Source organism: Legionella massiliensis (genome assembly GCF_000756815.1).
Taxonomy (GTDB): Bacteria; Pseudomonadota; Gammaproteobacteria; order Legionellales; family Legionellaceae; genus Tatlockia; species Tatlockia massiliensis.
Window position 1 is genome coordinate 229,589 of the sequence record NZ_CCVW01000001.1, and the last position, 17,080, is coordinate 246,668.

The following is a 17,080-nucleotide window of genomic DNA, read 5'->3' on the forward strand; positions in this document are numbered from 1 at the left end:
CTCTCGGTAATAAAAATACCATCAAGTGCTTTTATCACTTGATGGTAGATGAAGGAGTATGCGCTGTATTTAGGCGCGCTCTAATTAGTGCTCACCGGCAGGGTGATCTACCGGCTTACCATTGATTGACTTGGATGTAGTATCCTCACCCTTTTTGTCCTGCTCTAGCTTTTTAGCCCCATCCCAGTCTTCAGGAGGAGAGGGTTCTTGTCCTTGCATAATTTCCGCTATTTGCTTAGCATCTATCGTTTCATATTTAATCAAACCATCTGCCATCGAATGCAGCTTATCCATATTTGCAAGCAGAATTTCTTTGGCGCGCTGATAATTTCTATCGATAATTTGTCTAACTTCATCATCGATTTGTTGTGCAGTTTTATCCGACATTTCTTTATGTTGACTAACAGACCGACCAAGGAATACTTCTCCTTCTTCCTCACCAAAAGTAAGTGGGCCAAGATTTGACAAGCCCCAGGTTGTAACCATTTTGCGTGCAATTTCTGTAGCGCGCATAATGTCATTTGAGGCCCCCGTTGTTACGCTTTCTGCGCCAAAAATAAGTTCTTCTGCAATACGCCCACCAAACAAGCTGGACAGCTGGCTTTCAAGACGGCGTTTGGAATGACTGTAACGATCTTGTTCAGGTAAAAACATGGTGACACCCAAAGCACGGCCACGTGGAATAATAGTTACCTTATAAACGGGATCATGTTCAGGCACTAATAGGCCAACAATAGCATGCCCAGCTTCATGATAGGCAGTCAGTTTTTTCTCATTTTCGTCCATCACCATAGAACGTCGCTCAGCACCCATCATGATCTTGTCTTTTGCTTTATCGAGCTCGACCATTCCTACCTTGCGTTTATTTGCACGCGCTGCAAATAATGCTGCCTCATTGACGAGATTTGCTAAATCAGCTCCAGAGAATCCAGGAGTTCCACGAGCAATAGGAAGCACTTCAACCTGTTTATCAATTGGAACCTTCTGTAAATGAACCCTCAGAATTTGCTCACGACCGCGAATATCGGGTAAGGGAACAACGACCTGACGGTCAAAGCGACCTGGTCGAAGTAAAGCGGGGTCAAGAACATCGGGGCGGTTTGTTGCGGAAACAACGATGACACCTTCATTCCCCTCAAAACCATCCATTTCAACTAACAGTTGGTTTAGAGTCTGCTCGCGCTCATCATGACCACCACCAAGGCCAGCACCACGATGCCGGCCAACCGCATCAATCTCATCGATAAAGATGATACAAGGTGCATGCTTCTTGGCTTGCTCAAACATATCGCGAACTCGAGAGGCACCAACACCTACAAACATTTCGACGAAATCAGAACCAGAAATTGTAAAGAAAGGAACCTTTGCTTCGCCAGCCACTGCCTTGGCTAGCAAGGTTTTACCTGTACCTGGAGGACCAATCAGCAGTACACCACGAGGAATACGACCGCCAAGGTTCTGGAACTTAGTTGGATCACGTAGGAAATCAACTAACTCCTTGACTTCTTCTTTAGCCTCATCTACGCCAGCTACATCGGCAAAGGTTATTTTAACCTGATCTTCACCCAAAAGCCTTGCACGAGAACGTCCAAATGACATAGCTCCACGGCCACCGCCGCCCTGCATCTGTCGCATAAAGAAGACCCAAACACCAATCAACAGCAACATTGGGAACCAGTTGACAAATAAGTGCAATAAGAAGCTTTCTTGCTGCTTTTCTTGTCCGCTGACATCAACTTTCGACTTAAGTAACTCGCCGAGTAATGCATCATCCTGCATTGGCATATAAGTCACAAAGCGATGATTATTCTTGGTTATTCCCTTAATGACCTTACTATCTTCGATAGTCACCGAATTAACCATTCCTTGATCAACTTCTTTCAAGAATTCACTATAGGAAAGCTTTTCAGCCGAGGTATGGCGAGGACCAAAATTACTAAATACCGAGACCAGCACTATCGCGATGATCAGCCACAAAAATAAATTTTTTACCATGTCGTTCAAAGCATTGACCTCAATTGTGACGTATTTCTACGACGTTAGAACGATAAAGTTACTATAAATTATAGCCCTTCGCCAGCAAATAGGTTTCCCGCGAGCGAGAACGTGAAGCTGAAGGCTTGCGAATAACTACTCTATCAAACTGCAACCGCGCTAGTCTAATAAGATCGTCAAATCCAGCACCATGAAAGACCTTCATCAACATTGCCCCACCTGGTTTTAACATTTTATTACCAAAATCAAAAGCAAGTTCTACTAAATACATTGCGCGGGGGATATCGATCGCGGCCGCACCACTCATATTTGGGGCCATATCGGATAAAAGCAAGTCCACACCACGTTCTGGTACCACATTCATCAATTTTTGCAGCACCTCATCCTCACGAAAGTCGCCTTGAATAAAGGTAACATCAGGCAATGCATCCATTGGAAGAATATCTAGAGCTACGATAATACCACGCCCATCCAACTTTTCCGCCACGTACTGCGTCCAACTACCCGGTGCTGCACCTAAATCTACTACAGTCATTCCTGGTTTTAATAAATGCTCTTTATCATCAACTTCTTTTAGTTTGTAGACAGCACGGCTTCGATATCCCTCAGCCTGGGCTTTCTTGACATAAATGTCATCAAAATGTTCTTGCAACCAGCGTTTGCTACTTTTGGAGCGAGGCATACTAATTAGAATTAAGGTTAAATGTTATATGATACTGAAATTTACTACCTTTTCCCAGCAAAACGTGCAATAATTTAGCATTTTGCAAGATTACATCGAGTTACAACGCAAAAATATACCTAATTAACTTCAAGATGCATGGTTTTATACGACTCGATTTTTTGTCCTGGGAATTCTTTAAAAATGAGTAATAGCCAGCTCTATTGCGAATTTTTAAAGAATCCCCAGGGCGAAAAAGTGATAGCAGAAAACATGCATCTTGAAGTTATTTGGGTGTATAGTGCTTAACTTGCTTACCTAGCAGTAAAACAAACCAGGAATCTATAGGAAACAATTAGTGGACACATCATTTAGACAAGCTTTAAAAGCCAGAGCCCATCATTTAAAACCTGTGGTACTTTTAGGTGCTAAGGGCTTAACCCCTGCTGTTATCGAAGAAACCAAGGTTGCTTTAATCGCTCATGAATTAATCAAAATTAAGATCAACGGTGCTGAAAAAGAAGACAGACGCCTCATCGCTGCTGAACTTTGCCAGCAATTAGAGGCAGAGTTAGTTCAACTTATTGGTAATACAGCGATCGTATATCGCAAGAATGAAGAAAACGCTTAGACAACCCTCCATCACCTAAGATCTTGTCAGGAGCAAAAAAGTTATTCGTTTTTTATAGATCCCGCGGTCAAGCCGCGGGATTTCGTTATCTCAGTAGTTAATGACGGCGCCTCCCCTCTAACAGCTCAAAACCAGCGAGTATCTGGTTTATTAGGCTTAACTTGACGGCCTTAGCCTTGAATAACAGACTGCGTGACAGTCGAGGCAGTATTGTATACACTTGACGAACATCCGTGCTAAATCCTGAGTTGTTTTTAGCATAACCTTATACATCCATGCCCTAAGTACCAAAGGGCATATTAATTGCCGTTTTTACAGATGATATTAAGACACTTACCCAATGTGCTTACCTTGTTTCGTTTGGGATTGATAGTACCTTTTTTGGTCTTTCTCTACCAACATCAATATGTAAGCGCTTTTTACATGTTTCTTCTGGCTGGTTTTACTGATGGTTTGGATGGCTGGTTAGCCAGACATTTTCATTGGCAAAGCTTTCTCGGTTCTTTTATTGATCCCTTGGCTGACAAATTGTTAGTTGCCTCAAGTTTTATTTCCTTAGCGCTAATCGGTGAATTACCCTGGTGGTTGGTGATATTGGTCTTTTTACGTGATTTAACCATATCGATTGGAGTAATAGCCTGGTATTGGTTAATACAACGCAAACTGGATTTTCAACCAACATTATTGAGTAAAGTCAATACATCACTCCAGTTAGTTCTGGTTATTCTTTGTCTCTTTGAATTAGCATTTTTTGCTTTTAGCCCCTATTTGATCAATACCCTTATTCTGGTTACTGCACTGACAACAACAGCAACCTATATTGACTATGTCCGTACCTGGGGCAAAAAAGCATACACCTTCGCTCAACTGACAAAATGAACCGGCAGTTAGCTCTAGCAATACAACTGAACGATGAAGCAACCCTGGCAGATTTCTGCTGGGGTAGCAATACCCTGTTTCAGCAGGAACTAAACGCGAGCCTGGCCGGGGTTGGTGGCCGTTTATTTTTCTTATGGGGTACTGAAGGCTGTGGAAAATCACATTTATTACAAGCCTGCTGCCAGCTCGAATCGAATGCTCCGGCAATCTACCTCCCTTTACAGGTTCTGAAAGAGTGGGGACCGGAAAGCATCGAAGGATTGGAAGAACAAGCGTTGATTGCTATTGATGATATTGATGCAATTGCAGCAGATAAGGCCTGGGAAGAAGCGTTGTTTCATCTTTTCAATCGGGTTCGCGATAATGGAAAAACTCTCTTACTGATTTCAAGTAAACAGCCGCTTTCTTCTTTAGCGATCAATTTAGCGGACCTTAGATCGCGACTTGCCTGGGGTTTAGTGGTACAGCTCAATGAGTTAAGTGATGATCTAAAAATCAAAACCATACAGCAGCATGCTCATAAGCGTGGTTTTGAATTACCAACCAGTGTTGGTCAGTTTCTGATAAATCGCTGCGCTAGAAATATGCACGATTTACATCGAATCCTCGACAATTTGGATACAGCCTCTCTAGCTGCACAACGCCGAATTACGATTCCTTTTGTTAAATCAATCCTAGATATTTGACTTAGTCACCCCATCATCCTGAGCGCAGCGAAGGATCTCCCGAATGAGGCATAGTGCTAATCCCGGAGATCCTTCGCTGCGCTCAGGATGACGGAATGTAGGGGCAGGGAGAGTAACCTTAGCGTTCAGGGGATATCCTTGACTCTTGGTGAAAGTTTGGATTTGAGTGCATATTTTGCCTTGTTTTCTCGAAAACTGCGCCAAATACAGACTTTCGGTGAATAGGGGTTGAACAGCTAACATTTGACTTTATATAAATACTCCCTATACCCTAATAAATTATGCCGTCTCTCAGGAGAGAAAATGAGCAGTTCCTTTCGTACTAAATCAATAGACGTAGAAGCTCATTTATCACCTATTCCCGAGCATTTAATTGGTTCCCTCGAGCAATTTACCCGCCGCCACTATCAATTAGGCAGTCTTAGCGACTTTCATGAAAAGATTCTTGGTATCGACAAAAGCGGAGGCTTAAGTATTTTTTATGATCCTGATAATAAAATTATCGGTTTTACCCGCATTTGCCGGCAGGTACTGCAGCTTTATGACAGAGAAATAAGCGTTTATACCGGCGCCACTTATCATAATCCGCGTAACGATCTTAGTTTAAGTGCTGCAAAATTCTGTTTGTCTAAAGCCATGCGCTATAAATTACAACGCCCAGATGAAGAAATGGTCTACATCGCCCATGCCAATACCCCTCTCAGATACCAATTCCTGGCAAAATTAAACCCTTCGCTTTATCCCCAGCCAGATGTTCCCACGCCTAAATCGGTTATAGAGCTTGTTGATCAGCTCAAGACACTGAATCAATGGCAAACACATAGCAGGCACTCTATGCTAATTAGCAATCAATTACCGATCATTGATCATGCCGCCCTGAATATTGACACAAGGGATCTGCTAACCAATTATTATCTATCCCTAAATCCCGAGTATTACAAAGGCACGACGCTTCTTGTTTACCTGCCAATCAATTTGGCAAATATTAGTCTAGGGATCAAACAAATACTGAGCAAAATGCAATCGAGTACACAACCTACGCATGCTTAATGGGAGTGAGATAAGTAATAATCTGACTCACTAAAGGATTTAGCAGCTGTCTGTCTTGTATCGAAAAAGCCATCTGTCCTGTTTAGTGCAAACTCATAATCGGAATCAGTATCAATAGCATGCTCTAAGGTCAGTGATTTTGGTAATTGTGCTGGAGCAGAAGCAGATCTCCTTCTAGTTTCCTTTTGGTCTTGTTCCTCTGAACGTCCTCTCGCCATTTGCAAAGCCAACTCTCTTATGGTCTCATTTGCTTCTCGCAATTTTGTAGCATATTCCACATTTTCTTCAGAAACAGCCACCATGCTGTCCTTACAGGCGATGATATTTGCTCTTAAATTATCCAATTTAGTACTGTGCTCTGCTATTTTTTCAAGATTGCAGAAGCTTTCGATCTTCTCCTGATCAAGCCCGCATAAACGGCCAACAAGCTTGTCGATTCCCGGGCGCTCCACAAACCAATAAACACTCAAGGCAGCAAGACCTATTGCAAAGCTGGCCACAAAAATTGGCCAAAATAAGGACGCCGTTGATGCCACAAATAAGCCAGCAATCGCCACTACGACTGCTTGTCCGGTAAAAAAGCCACCGCTAAAGTAGATAATGCCAATAACCCCGGCAACAAGGTATTTCAAGCCAGTCAATTTTTTACTCGACATTAACGCGTCTAAGGACGCCCTGCCTTCATCTAATTTTTTATAACGCTCAATTAGCAACTCTGTGATTAATAAATCCTCTTCCAGCTCTGCAACAGAGGTGCGTTTGATATACTCATTATCAAGATTTCGTCGAATTGCATTGATAGCAGAAACCTCTTTCAAGTAAACATCAACAAGTTGATTAACATTTTTCTTCTTTATACCTAAGTTTCTAGAAATTTCTGTTAAATCAAAAGCATAAAAGGCCATAATAGAAATTGCAGCAAAGAAGGTCCCGACTGCAAACACTGCTAATTTAGGCACGGAAAACATAGAAATAATAGCAGTAATTCCATCAAAGCCTTCGCAGCCAAAGTAAATTGTCCCTGCTAGCGCAAGAAAGGTATAAATCATCCCGCTTTTGTTAGACGATTTATTGGCTTGCTTTTCCTTTTTCTTGGTGTCTGGCAACAACTTCGACAAATCCTTGAGTAAAGCAGCATTTAATGAGGCCAGAAGAAGCGCGGTATCGCTGTCATCTTCCAAAGTTTCGTTGGCTGCTTGGCTTAGCGTCAGCCATTTAATTAATTTCTGTAACTTAAGAGTATCAGCCCCTCCAGTACTAAAAATCTCATTGACCTTATCGCTATAGGCATCATGCTCTCTGAGAGTATCAATCAAGTCCATTGTTTTCTGGCTCAGCTCTAATAATTTGCCAACCGGCGCTTCGCATGCCTGTCCAGCTTCGAAGAAAAATCCCAAGCTTTGCAAATCCCCTTGTGTCTCCTGAATCAGCTGCAAGGATTGCCGTCTTGCTAGCAAAGTTCTCAACTCTTTTATACGTTTATTCGCCTCACGTAAGCGAAATTCATAAGTGCTTTTGTCGCTGTATGACTGGATTAATTTAGATTTACTAAGGATGAGATTTTCTTTCAAATTTTCTAATCTGGTTTTGTCATTCTCTATCGATTCAGAATCACATAAGCACTCAATTTTTTCTTGATCAAGTCCAAACCAACGACCAACGAGCTTATCAATACTAGGGCGTTCAACAAACCAATAAACACTAAAGGCAGCGATACCAACAACCAAACTTGCTGCAAAAACAGGCCAAAATATTGGAACTGATGATGCAACAAGAAGCCCGGCCAAGGCAGTAGCCACTGCCTGTCCAGCAAAGAAACCACTGCTGAAATAAATAATCCCAATAACAAGGCCTACACCGTATTTAGCAACTCTAAGTTTTCTGTTCTCTGATAGCCGGGTTAAAGCTTGCCTTCCTTCATCTAAAGTCTTGTAACGTGCGATTAGTAACTCTGTAATTAACAGGTCTTCTTCTCGTTCTTCAATGCTTTTCCGTCGGAGATAATTATTGTTTAAATGCTTGCGAATTGCGTTAATTTCTTCAACTTCTTTTAAATAACGATCGACCAGTTCACGCGCTTCTTTTCGTTCAATTTCAAGGTTTCTTGCGATCTCTGTTAAATTAAAGGCATAAAACGCCATCACCGAGATAAAGGCGAATATCGTACCGATAATAAATAGTCCTGTTGTAGACATGGACAAAATACCGACGATAGCAGTAATACCGTCAAAGCCTTCACAGCCAAAGAATACAGTACCCGCAAAAATCAACAGACCATATTTAACGCGATTTGCCAAGCTTGTTTTGGTCTTGGTTTTCGGTGGCTTTATATACCCGGGTAAGGATTTAGCTAAGTCCTTCATTAGATTCGCATTAAAGGACGCAAGGAGGAGCTGAGGATCGTCATCATCATCAAGCTGGTCAGTTTCACTAAGAACTAGTTCGTCATTTTGCTTTAACCAAAGAGCAAGATCGTCTAAATCGGCGATATTGGAATTATCTAATTTAAAGATCTGTGCAATTTTGTCAGCTTGCGAGTTTATTTTCTTTAGTTTATTGAGAAGCGCTACTGTCTTAGGGCTAAGTGCTATCTTCTTGGTCATTCAGTCACCTTTATTGGAATGCAAGAAATGCAGAGTGCAAATTCCTAACTCCCGTCAGTTAATTTAATTATCATAATGAAAAATTATTAACCAAACGTTAAGCGACTGCTAATAATACAGTAAAAACCAAAAAAAATCTTTGAACTTCACAGCAGTTTTCAGATTTGCTATGAATTTTTGCTAAAAATACATGTCCATGGATCTAAGCCACTCTATCAATCTTTATAATGAATAAAACGACTCAATTTTGGCGAAATTAGCCACATTAGGATACCAATCCCCAAAGTGACCAAACCAATATAGGCAAAAACCTGAGTATAGATAGTTAAAGAGGTCATACCGGCTTCCACAGGTTCGGGTAAAGCGGTCAAAGAAGCAACTGAAGCCCCTATAAAACCTGCAACGGAAGAGGTTAAAAACCACATTCCCATTACAAAACCAGCAATCTGTCGGGGTACCAACTCAGCAACCATTGCCACACCCAGCGCGGAAACCAATAGCTCGCCTGTACTCTGTAAAAAATAACTGGCAACTAACCACCAGGATGAAACCATACCTGCCGAATTATGCACATAGCGAGCAAAATAGAGAAGACAGAAACTTAGGCCGCAAAGAAGCATACCTAAAGCAAATTTGTAGGGGATTGGAAAATGAACCCCATCAAGATGTAATTTGTGATAAATCATTGCCAATATAGGACTCATAATGATGATCCAAATTGGGTTTAAGGCTTGAAAACTTTGTGGATCGATAGGAATACCCAATAAACTCGGGTTAACATTATTTACAGCAAATAAATTTAAGGAGGTTGGCATTTGTTGGTAAAGGGTAAAAAAGACAACAGCTTCCACCATAAGAATGAAAGCAACTAGCATTCGCAGCGCCGAGATTTTACTCTCCTTAGACATATAATAAAAATAGACACCAACAACAGCAGTGGTTACTAACCAAACCAGACCTTCAGCAAGCTGAATGTGTTGCAGCAAATAAGCCGATATTAGTGTACTTATAATGATACCTAGAATGATTACCAGCCACTGCCAAATTTGAATGCTCCGACTATCAGCAGGAGAATTGATTTCAGCGACATGCTGACGTTGTAAATAATAATTTGCTAAACCAATCGTTAGGCCAATGAAACTAATAAAATAGGCATAGGAATAACCATAATGGCTAGCCACCTCTGGACCCGCTAGTAAAGCGACTATAGATCCAAGATTGATAGCCATGTAGTACAGTGTAAAACCACCGTGTAAACGCTCATCATTTTCGCGATAGCATTTAGCCAGCAAGCTTGAAGGATTAGCTTTGAATAGGCCATTACCCACGCAGATTAGCCCCAAAGCCAGATAGACCTGCGCTTTATTAACAAAGGAGAGGGCTAAATAACCGAGAGCAAGGGTGATGAGTCCCAATACTATTGTCCGTTTGGTACCTAAAACCTTATCACCTAGATACCCTCCGAATGCGACCATGCCATACACTAAGGCTGAAAAAGCACCAAAGATAAAATAGGCCTCACTATCATCGAATCCTAGATATCGGATAAAGAATAAGGTAAGCACCCCTTGCATGGTATAAAAACCAAAGCGCTCCCAGATTTCCAACATGAAAATCATGTAAAAAGCACGGGGTTGTGCACGAAACAAGGTTAGCATTTGTCTGTATCAATCCCTTAAAGTAACGTCAATTCAACGACACACTTCCCCACGCACACTGTCGTCCTGCTCTAGTTGCGCTTTATCATCTGGCCCTAGTTGTTGAACATGGTCTAATAAGGAGGTTATGGTTTTTTTCATAACCTTGTTGTTCATTAAAGCCTCGACCACAGGCCTATAAATTAGCAAGCCTTGTTTCTGTTCATCAGCAATCATAGGATCTTTCAAGGCGCTTTTTAAGAAGATTAATGCTTCCGGATTTGTTTCGCATAAATTGTTTATGCAACCCTGGGCCTCAGCCACTGTAAACTCTTGCTTCTGCGCATAGACCGCTAGCCCGTTGAAAAACTCCAGGACGCCAGCAGCACTATTATTTGCAATGTGTGAGTGCAAGGTATTATCAACTTTTTCCAGCCATTGCTGAAAAGCCGTCAATTTACGTAATGCCTCTTCAGCATGTTCCTTACCTGACATCAATGCGACTACGAGCCCTGTAGACTCATGTATTTCCTCATCATCATCCTGGTGCTCAGGACTCACGGGGGCCGGAGATTCATGTATTTTCGCATCTTGTTTAATTTGTTCCTGGGGACCAAGACCATCTTTCTCAGAATCAACCAGTGATGCTGTGGCCTCGTCCTTTGCCTCTTTTCTATTTTTTATATATTTTATGATTGCTGGGACAGCTACTCGCCCCAAAAGATAGGCTCCACCCGTAGCAATACAACCAGCAAAAACAGCCAATCCAATAGGTGGGAAAAAAATACCAACCACAGCACTGGCAATAACACCTGCCGCGACCGTTAAACCTACAGCCTTATCCAGTTTACTATCAGAAGCAATAGCGAGGCGGGTGATAAAATATGCAGTACCAACAGCGGCACAGCAGCCAATAATTGCAGCACCCAAGGGAGCCAAGGGCGGGACAATCAGTGCAATAAGTGCTCCACAAACCGCACCTGCGCCCAACCCCAACCCTATAGCACTATTAACTCCAGTGCCCATACCTAGCTCGTTATCCCACTTATACTTTAGTAAAAACTCTTTATCACGCAAATCCTGAACAGGCTTTACCTTTTCATCATATAGTTGACGCAGTGCAATGAGCTTCTCTGCAATTTCAGCATGTTTCCCTTCGAGTTCTGGATTGTCTAAGTCCGCTACCAATCCTTTTACTTTGCTCTCCAAGTCTTTAAGCTCCTCCACTGCTTGAAGCGCCTCCTCTGCTTGCTGAAGCGCTTTAGCAGTCACCTTTCTTTCTTTAGCATTTTGCACGAGATCAGAAATAAGCTTGCCAAAAGCGATGGCACTAGCCACGAAGGCAAGGATTGCACTTACCGCCCCTAAAATAGGAAGAACGACTGCTGGCGCTAAAAGTGTAGCGACGCCTAAACCGAATAAGATAAGTGTATAAATTGTTTTAGCACCATCAGTCAGAGTAAATGGCAGCTCGACGCCATAGTATTTAGCAGCAGCAATAATGATCGGAAGACGTATCAGATCCAAAGCCAATAACAAATCAGAGGTAGCAACAAGGCCTCCAGCGACAGGTTTTCCAATGCCGCTATCTCCCTTTAATATTGCTAATTTGCCCAAAGAAGCGCCGGTTCCATCAATGCCTCTTAAAAAACCACTAAGAAGCGGAACCTTTTCATATAAGATCTGAATTAGCTTATGTGGCTCTGGAAGCTTAGGTTTATATTCCGCTCCCATTACTTTAGCATTTTCTAGCGCCTTCTCACGCGCCTCTTTAGAGAGCTTAGTCACCTGTTGTGGGTCTATCATGTCCTGGGCCATATTAGTTGCTCATTATCACTTGCAATAATTAATTATATCGTCAATTTATTATCAGATTCTGAAGAAGACTCTTTAAAGAGTAATTATCTATATAGCAAGTTGGCAATAGGCATATAAATATTTTATTCCTGCCCAAGTCTACAACCGCTTGCCAGAACAAGGTTCCTCAACTATATTGCTACGATTTATAAAATCTATTAGTGCATATGGCTAGAAAAGCCCTGTATTTGGCCGGTGGTGGAGCAAGAGGCGCTTATCAAGCGGGAGTGCTCAAAGCAATCGGTCATATTCTACAAGTCAAAACCCTTCCCTTTGAGGTGATTAGCGGTGTCAGCGTTGGTAGCTTGAATGCTGCCGTACTCGCCGAAAATGCTCATGACTTTCAAGTTGGCCTCGAAAAACTTGAAACCCTTTGGACTGAAATCCGATGTCAGCATATTTTCAATGCCAGTAATTATGAGCTCTCCAAATCCGTTTTGCGGAATATTAGCCATTTAATTGTTAAACAAAGACAATCGGGTAACTTACTTGATACCTCGCCATTACGCGAATTTATAAACAACACTATCGATTTTGATTTGATCGACGCAAATATAGCGAGCAACCACTTAGAAGCAGTGGAAATTATTAGTCACTGCTATGAATCACAGCAGACTATTTCGTTCTACCGACACGATACCGCTTTATTTGAAGACTGGCATTATCCTCGTCACATTAGCCAGCAAGCTAATTTGCGAATGGAACATATTCTTGCTTCCAGTGCCTTGCCACTCTTTTTTCCGTCCGTAGCAATCGACGGTTTTCACTATGGCGATGGGAGTATGGGGCTGGTATCGCCACTACGTGGGGCTATCCGTTTTCAGGTTAATAAGATCCTGATTTTAGGTACCCGTCAACTTGCAAGTTTTCATGAGCCCGAACTCTTAAAGAATGGTGAAATTGGTTTCGCTAATATTTTAGGCGGGATGTTGAACGGTATTTTTCTTGATAATCTTGACCGCGATATCGAAATGGTAAATCGCATGAATGATATTGCCCGCCTACTATCCATGTGGAAAAAACGCCACTCACCCTGGCGTCCTATTGAAACCTTTCATCTAAGGCCCAGTATCGATGTCTCGGCAATTGCCCAAGCACAATATAACAGCATGCCGACCCTGCTTCGTTTTTTACTGAATGCCCTGGGCGCTAAAAACCATTCCGGTGATTTATTGAGCTTTCTGCTATTTGAGCCCGAATTCACACGCGAGCTTATTAGTCTTGGATATCAGGATACACTCGAAAAGGCGGATGAAGTGCAGAAGTTTTTTTATTAGGTCCCTACATTCCGTCATGCTTCGCTAAGCTCCCAAAGACGTACGTCATGTCGAACGTAGAGAGACATCTCCTGAGTGTGGCACTCTGCTAATCCCGGAGATCCCTCACAACATTCGGGATGACGAGGTCTTTATCGATGTTTGCCCCAAAGGAGCTGGAGCTCTCAGTATGACGGAGTGTAGGGAGACCTATTATGGATACATTCAATTGCCGCTGTTCAACCGCTCTGCGAATACTTTAACTCCGTTAAAACTGCTCGAGCATCAGGCCGCACACCATGCCAAATCAGGAAAGCTTCTGCTGCTTGCTCAACTAACATTCCTAAGCCATCTGCAGCCTGGACGCCTTGCTCAACTGCCCATGCAACAAAGGCTGTTGCGCCAGTTTTAGAGTAGGCCAAGTCGTAACAAAGTGTTGTGGATTTCAATAAGGATTGTGGTAGCGCTAAACTATCGGCGGCTAGACTTGCTGAAGTTGCGTTGATGATTAAATCATATTCGGTCTTAAGCTCAGCTAAACGGCTGATCTTGAGCTGGGTAAATTCTGTTTGCAGGGCTTTAGCCTTTTCTTCATTACGATTTACCAAGGTCAAGCCAGCAAGCTCAGCGGCAAGCAAAGGACCAATAATACCGCGTGCAGCACCGCCAGCGCCTAATAAAAGCACCTGCTTTCCTGCAAGTTCACCATAGGATGCTAGATCTCTGATTAATCCGATACCATCAGTATTATCCGCCTGAAGCTTGCCTTCACTTAGCCATAAGGTATTTGCTGCCTTAGCCAGCTTACAACGAGCAGTTATGCCTTCTGCCATCGCAAAAGCCCTTTGCTTAAAAGGAAGGGTGATATTTAAACCCTTGCCATCCCCAGCAAAAAAATCAAGTACTTGGGATTCAAACAAAGTGTCTGGCACCAGGATTTTTTCATAACTTAAGGCTATCCCTGCCTGCTCGGCAAAACGTTGATGGATAAAGGGGGATAAGCTATGGGCAATTGGATTGCCCATAACAGCAAAGCGTTTTAACATCTTGCCCCCTTAAACAATCAAGCTCTTCTCAACCACTTCTCGCAAATCGCGGGACAGCTTCAGCTCAGCCAGACGCTTAAGTTCTTTGTGCATTAAGCCTTGTCTGAGACTATCATAACGACGCCAGCGAGTGAAAGGAGTAGCCAAGCGGGCTGCAATTTGCGGATTTATCTGATCCATGATCTCGAGGATTTCACTTAAGAAAACATAACCGCTGCCATTTTCTGCATGAAAATGTCGTGGATTGGCCTGGCAAAAAGCCCCCACTAGCGCTCTGACCTTGTTCGGGTTTTTCATACTAAAGGCGGGATGTTTCAACAAGGTTTTTACCCGTGCCAGTGTGCCCTCTGCTTCGCTGGTTGCCTGAATAGAAAACCATTTATCCAAGACAAGATCATCTTGCGACCATTGCTTATAAAAATTATCAATCGCCAATTCTTGCACGCTTTTTTGTGAACAATTGCTTAAGGCAGCAAAAGAGGCAATCTGATCAGTCATGGTTTTGGCCTTTATAAATTGCTGCTGGCAGCTCGCAAGACTGCGTGCCTCATCGGCCTTCATCATAAACCAGAGGCATACATTTCTTAATTTCCTACGGCCATAGGCCTCAGCATGCATACCATGATCTTCCTGTTGCCAGAATAACTCATACATTGCCGCCATCTGCGGATACAGCTGTTTACCAAGCTCTGCACGGAAGAAATCACGAGCTTGTTCAACGGCATTAACATCAACAGCGTCCAGAGTAGCTGCAACCTCCTCAAATCCGGGAGGAATTAATAATTCGGCTCTTAAAGCGGTGCTGAGAGACTCATCTTGCAAAACATGACGATAAGCATCAACCAGCGTTTGCGGAATCTGCCATTGGCTTCGTTCTGTGTTAAAACAATTTGTCAGGCAAGAAAGCGCTAGGCGCTGTGCTGCATCCCATTTCGCATAGCCATCCGTCTCAAAACGCAGCAGCGCAAGCAAATCGGCTTCACTCTGCTGGTAATTCAGTTTAATTGGGGCTGAAAAATCGCCGAGCAAGGAAACAACCGGCTTAGACGGTAAACCTGAAAAGCCAAAACGCTCCTTAGTGTCACGTAATTGCAACACATTGTTTTCAAGCGGCAAAATTTGGCCAGACTCAGTAAATAATGCGACACGAATAGGAATGTGAAAGGGCTTTTTCTCTTTGCACTCTGGGGTTGGAATACAAGATTGGGTCAGCGTTAGAGTCAGAGTGCCCTCAACATAAGTGCTGGTCACCTCAACCTCCGGTGTTCCCGCTTGGCTGTACCAACGCTTAAACTGGTTTAGGTCAACCTGATTGGCATCTTCCATAGCAGCAACAAAATCATCAATCGTAACCGCCTGGCCATCATGGCGTTGGAAATACAAATCCATCCCGCGGCGAAAACCCTTGCTACCCAGGAGGGTATGTTGCATACGAATAACCTCAGCCCCTTTGTTATAAACAGTTGCGGTATAGAAATTATTGATTTCCTGATAAGACTCTGGCCTAACTGGATGCGCCATTGAACCAGCATCTTCAGGGAATTGCGCCGATCGCAATACTCGCACATCATCAATACGATTCACATCACGTGAATTCATATCGCGAGAAAACTCCTGATCGCGAAATACGGTTAACCCCTCTTTTAAAGAGAGTTGAAACCAATCCCTGCAAGTCACACGATTACCGGTCCAATTATGAAAATACTCATGGCCAACTACACTTTCAATACCCGCAAAATCCGCATCGGTTGCAGTATCAGGTCGCGCAAGGATGTATTTAGAGTTGAAGATGTTGAGGCCTTTATTTTCCATCGCCCCCATGTTGAAATCACTGACAGCAACGATCATGAAAATATCCAGATCATATTCCCGCCCATAAACCTCTTCATCCCAACGCATTGCATTCTGTAAAGAGGTCATGGCGTGAGCACATTTGTCTTCATTACCCGGCTCAACATAAATCCGCAAATCGACCGTTTTGCCTGAGGCGGTGACAAATTTGTCCTTCACACAGGCTAAATCACCGGCAACTAAGGCAAAAAGGTAGGAAGGCTTTTTAAAGGGATCGTCCCATTGCACCCAGTGCCGCCCATCTGCCAAATCGCCGGCACCAGTCAAATTACCATTCGACAGCAATACAGGATAGATCGCCTTATCGGCAGTTATTCTTGTGCTGTATTTTGCTAAGACATCAGGGCGATCTAGATAGTAGCTGATACGTCGAAACCCCTCTGCCTCGCATTGGGTGCAAAAAAGATGGTTTGAGCGATAGAGGCCAGAGAGCTTGGTGTTGTCTTGTGGATAAATTCGGGTAACGACTTCTAAACTGAATTCCTCCGGGCAATTGTCAATGATTAAATCATCCTGCTCCATACTGTAGCTGCTTTTATCAAGCGGTTTGCCATTCATTGCAAGGCTGACCAGCTCTAACTCATCACCATATAAATGCAAAGCCCCTTCATGTTGTCGCTTTAAGAGCATGCGATTTTGCACCAGGGCGTGATCATCATAAAGATCAAAGTTAAGGTCGATTGTTGCCACTGAAAATGCTGGAGGTTGATAATCTTTTCGATAAATGGTCTGGTCTGGCATGAACTTTGCTCCGGTCAGATATAAGTTACAAACATTAATGATTTTAGTAAATTTTTTCTCATTTAGGGCGTTACAAGATCTGATAAAACAGTTCTATAATGAAATTAGGAAGATAGTGTCTCGCTTTTAATGGCGAAATGCAAAAGAATCAAACAGAATAGCTTTTTACCCGAGAGGGATAAGCAAA

At 42.8% G+C, this 17,080-nt stretch carries 12 protein-coding genes; 5 read left to right on the plus strand and 7 right to left on the minus strand.

What is annotated here, in order from left to right; all coding sequences use genetic code 11:
* Positions 1–84: 84 nt before the first annotated feature.
* Entirely contained in the window at positions 85–1,995 is a 1,911-nt protein-coding gene (gene ftsH, locus BN1094_RS01030; protein ID WP_043872574.1) for an ATP-dependent zinc metalloprotease FtsH, read from the minus strand.
* Positions 1,996–2,056: 61 nt separating this feature from the next.
* A complete protein-coding gene (gene rlmE, locus BN1094_RS01035; RefSeq protein WP_043872575.1) occupies positions 2,057–2,677 on the minus strand; it encodes a 23S rRNA (uridine(2552)-2'-O)-methyltransferase RlmE in 621 nt (206 codons plus the stop codon).
* 337 nt (positions 2,678–3,014) lie between these two features.
* On the opposite strand from rlmE, the gene yhbY reads away from it, so the two are divergent.
* The 4 genes from yhbY (at position 3,015) to BN1094_RS01060 (ending at position 5,902) form a co-directional block, all read left to right on the plus strand.
* A complete protein-coding gene (gene yhbY, locus BN1094_RS01040) occupies positions 3,015–3,287 on the plus strand; it encodes a ribosome assembly RNA-binding protein YhbY (RefSeq protein ID WP_043872576.1) in 273 nt (90 codons plus the stop codon).
* Between the two features lie 318 nt (positions 3,288–3,605).
* Complete coding sequence (locus BN1094_RS01045; RefSeq protein ID WP_043872577.1) at positions 3,606–4,166, plus strand: CDP-alcohol phosphatidyltransferase family protein; 561 nt, start codon at positions 3,606–3,608, stop codon at positions 4,164–4,166.
* Positions 4,163–4,852, plus strand: a complete 690-nt coding sequence (gene hda, locus BN1094_RS01050; RefSeq protein ID WP_043872578.1) for a DnaA regulatory inactivator Hda — start codon at positions 4,163–4,165, stop codon at positions 4,850–4,852. The genes BN1094_RS01045 and hda overlap by 4 nt, the downstream gene beginning before the upstream one ends.
* A 303-nt stretch (positions 4,853–5,155) precedes the next feature.
* Positions 5,156–5,902 carry a hypothetical protein gene (locus BN1094_RS01060; protein WP_043872580.1) on the plus strand — a complete coding sequence of 249 codons (747 nt, stop codon included), beginning with the start codon at positions 5,156–5,158 and terminating at the stop codon, positions 5,900–5,902.
* On the opposite strand, the gene BN1094_RS01065 is transcribed toward BN1094_RS01060, so the two are convergent.
* The 3 genes from BN1094_RS01065 to BN1094_RS01075 form a co-directional block, all read right to left on the minus strand.
* Positions 5,899–8,505, minus strand: a complete 2,607-nt coding sequence (locus BN1094_RS01065; protein WP_043872581.1) for an AAA family ATPase — start codon at positions 8,503–8,505, stop codon at positions 5,899–5,901. The genes BN1094_RS01060 and BN1094_RS01065 overlap by 4 nt on opposite strands.
* A 215-nt stretch (positions 8,506–8,720) precedes the next feature.
* Positions 8,721–10,163 (minus strand): oligopeptide:H+ symporter, encoded by a 1,443-nt coding sequence (locus BN1094_RS01070; protein ID WP_043872582.1) that lies wholly within the window; start codon positions 10,161–10,163, stop codon positions 8,721–8,723.
* A 33-nt stretch (positions 10,164–10,196) separates the two neighbouring features.
* Complete coding sequence (locus BN1094_RS01075) at positions 10,197–11,948, minus strand: ABC-2 transporter permease (protein WP_141650399.1); 1,752 nt, start codon at positions 11,946–11,948, stop codon at positions 10,197–10,199.
* 218 nt (positions 11,949–12,166) lie between these two features.
* Between BN1094_RS01075 and BN1094_RS01080 the strand changes: the two genes are divergently transcribed.
* Complete coding sequence (locus BN1094_RS01080; protein ID WP_043872584.1) at positions 12,167–13,276, plus strand: patatin-like phospholipase family protein; 1,110 nt, start codon at positions 12,167–12,169, stop codon at positions 13,274–13,276.
* Positions 13,277–13,494: 218 nt separating this feature from the next.
* On the opposite strand, the gene aroE is transcribed toward BN1094_RS01080, so the two are convergent.
* Together aroE and pepN are read right to left on the minus strand one after the other, a co-directional pair.
* Complete coding sequence (gene aroE / locus BN1094_RS01085) at positions 13,495–14,301, minus strand: shikimate dehydrogenase (RefSeq protein WP_043872585.1); 807 nt, start codon at positions 14,299–14,301, stop codon at positions 13,495–13,497.
* Positions 14,302–14,310: 9 nt separating this feature from the next.
* Positions 14,311–16,893 carry an aminopeptidase N gene (gene pepN / locus BN1094_RS01090; protein WP_043872586.1) on the minus strand — a complete coding sequence of 861 codons (2,583 nt, stop codon included), beginning with the start codon at positions 16,891–16,893 and terminating at the stop codon, positions 14,311–14,313.
* Positions 16,894–17,080: the final 187 nt, after the last annotated feature.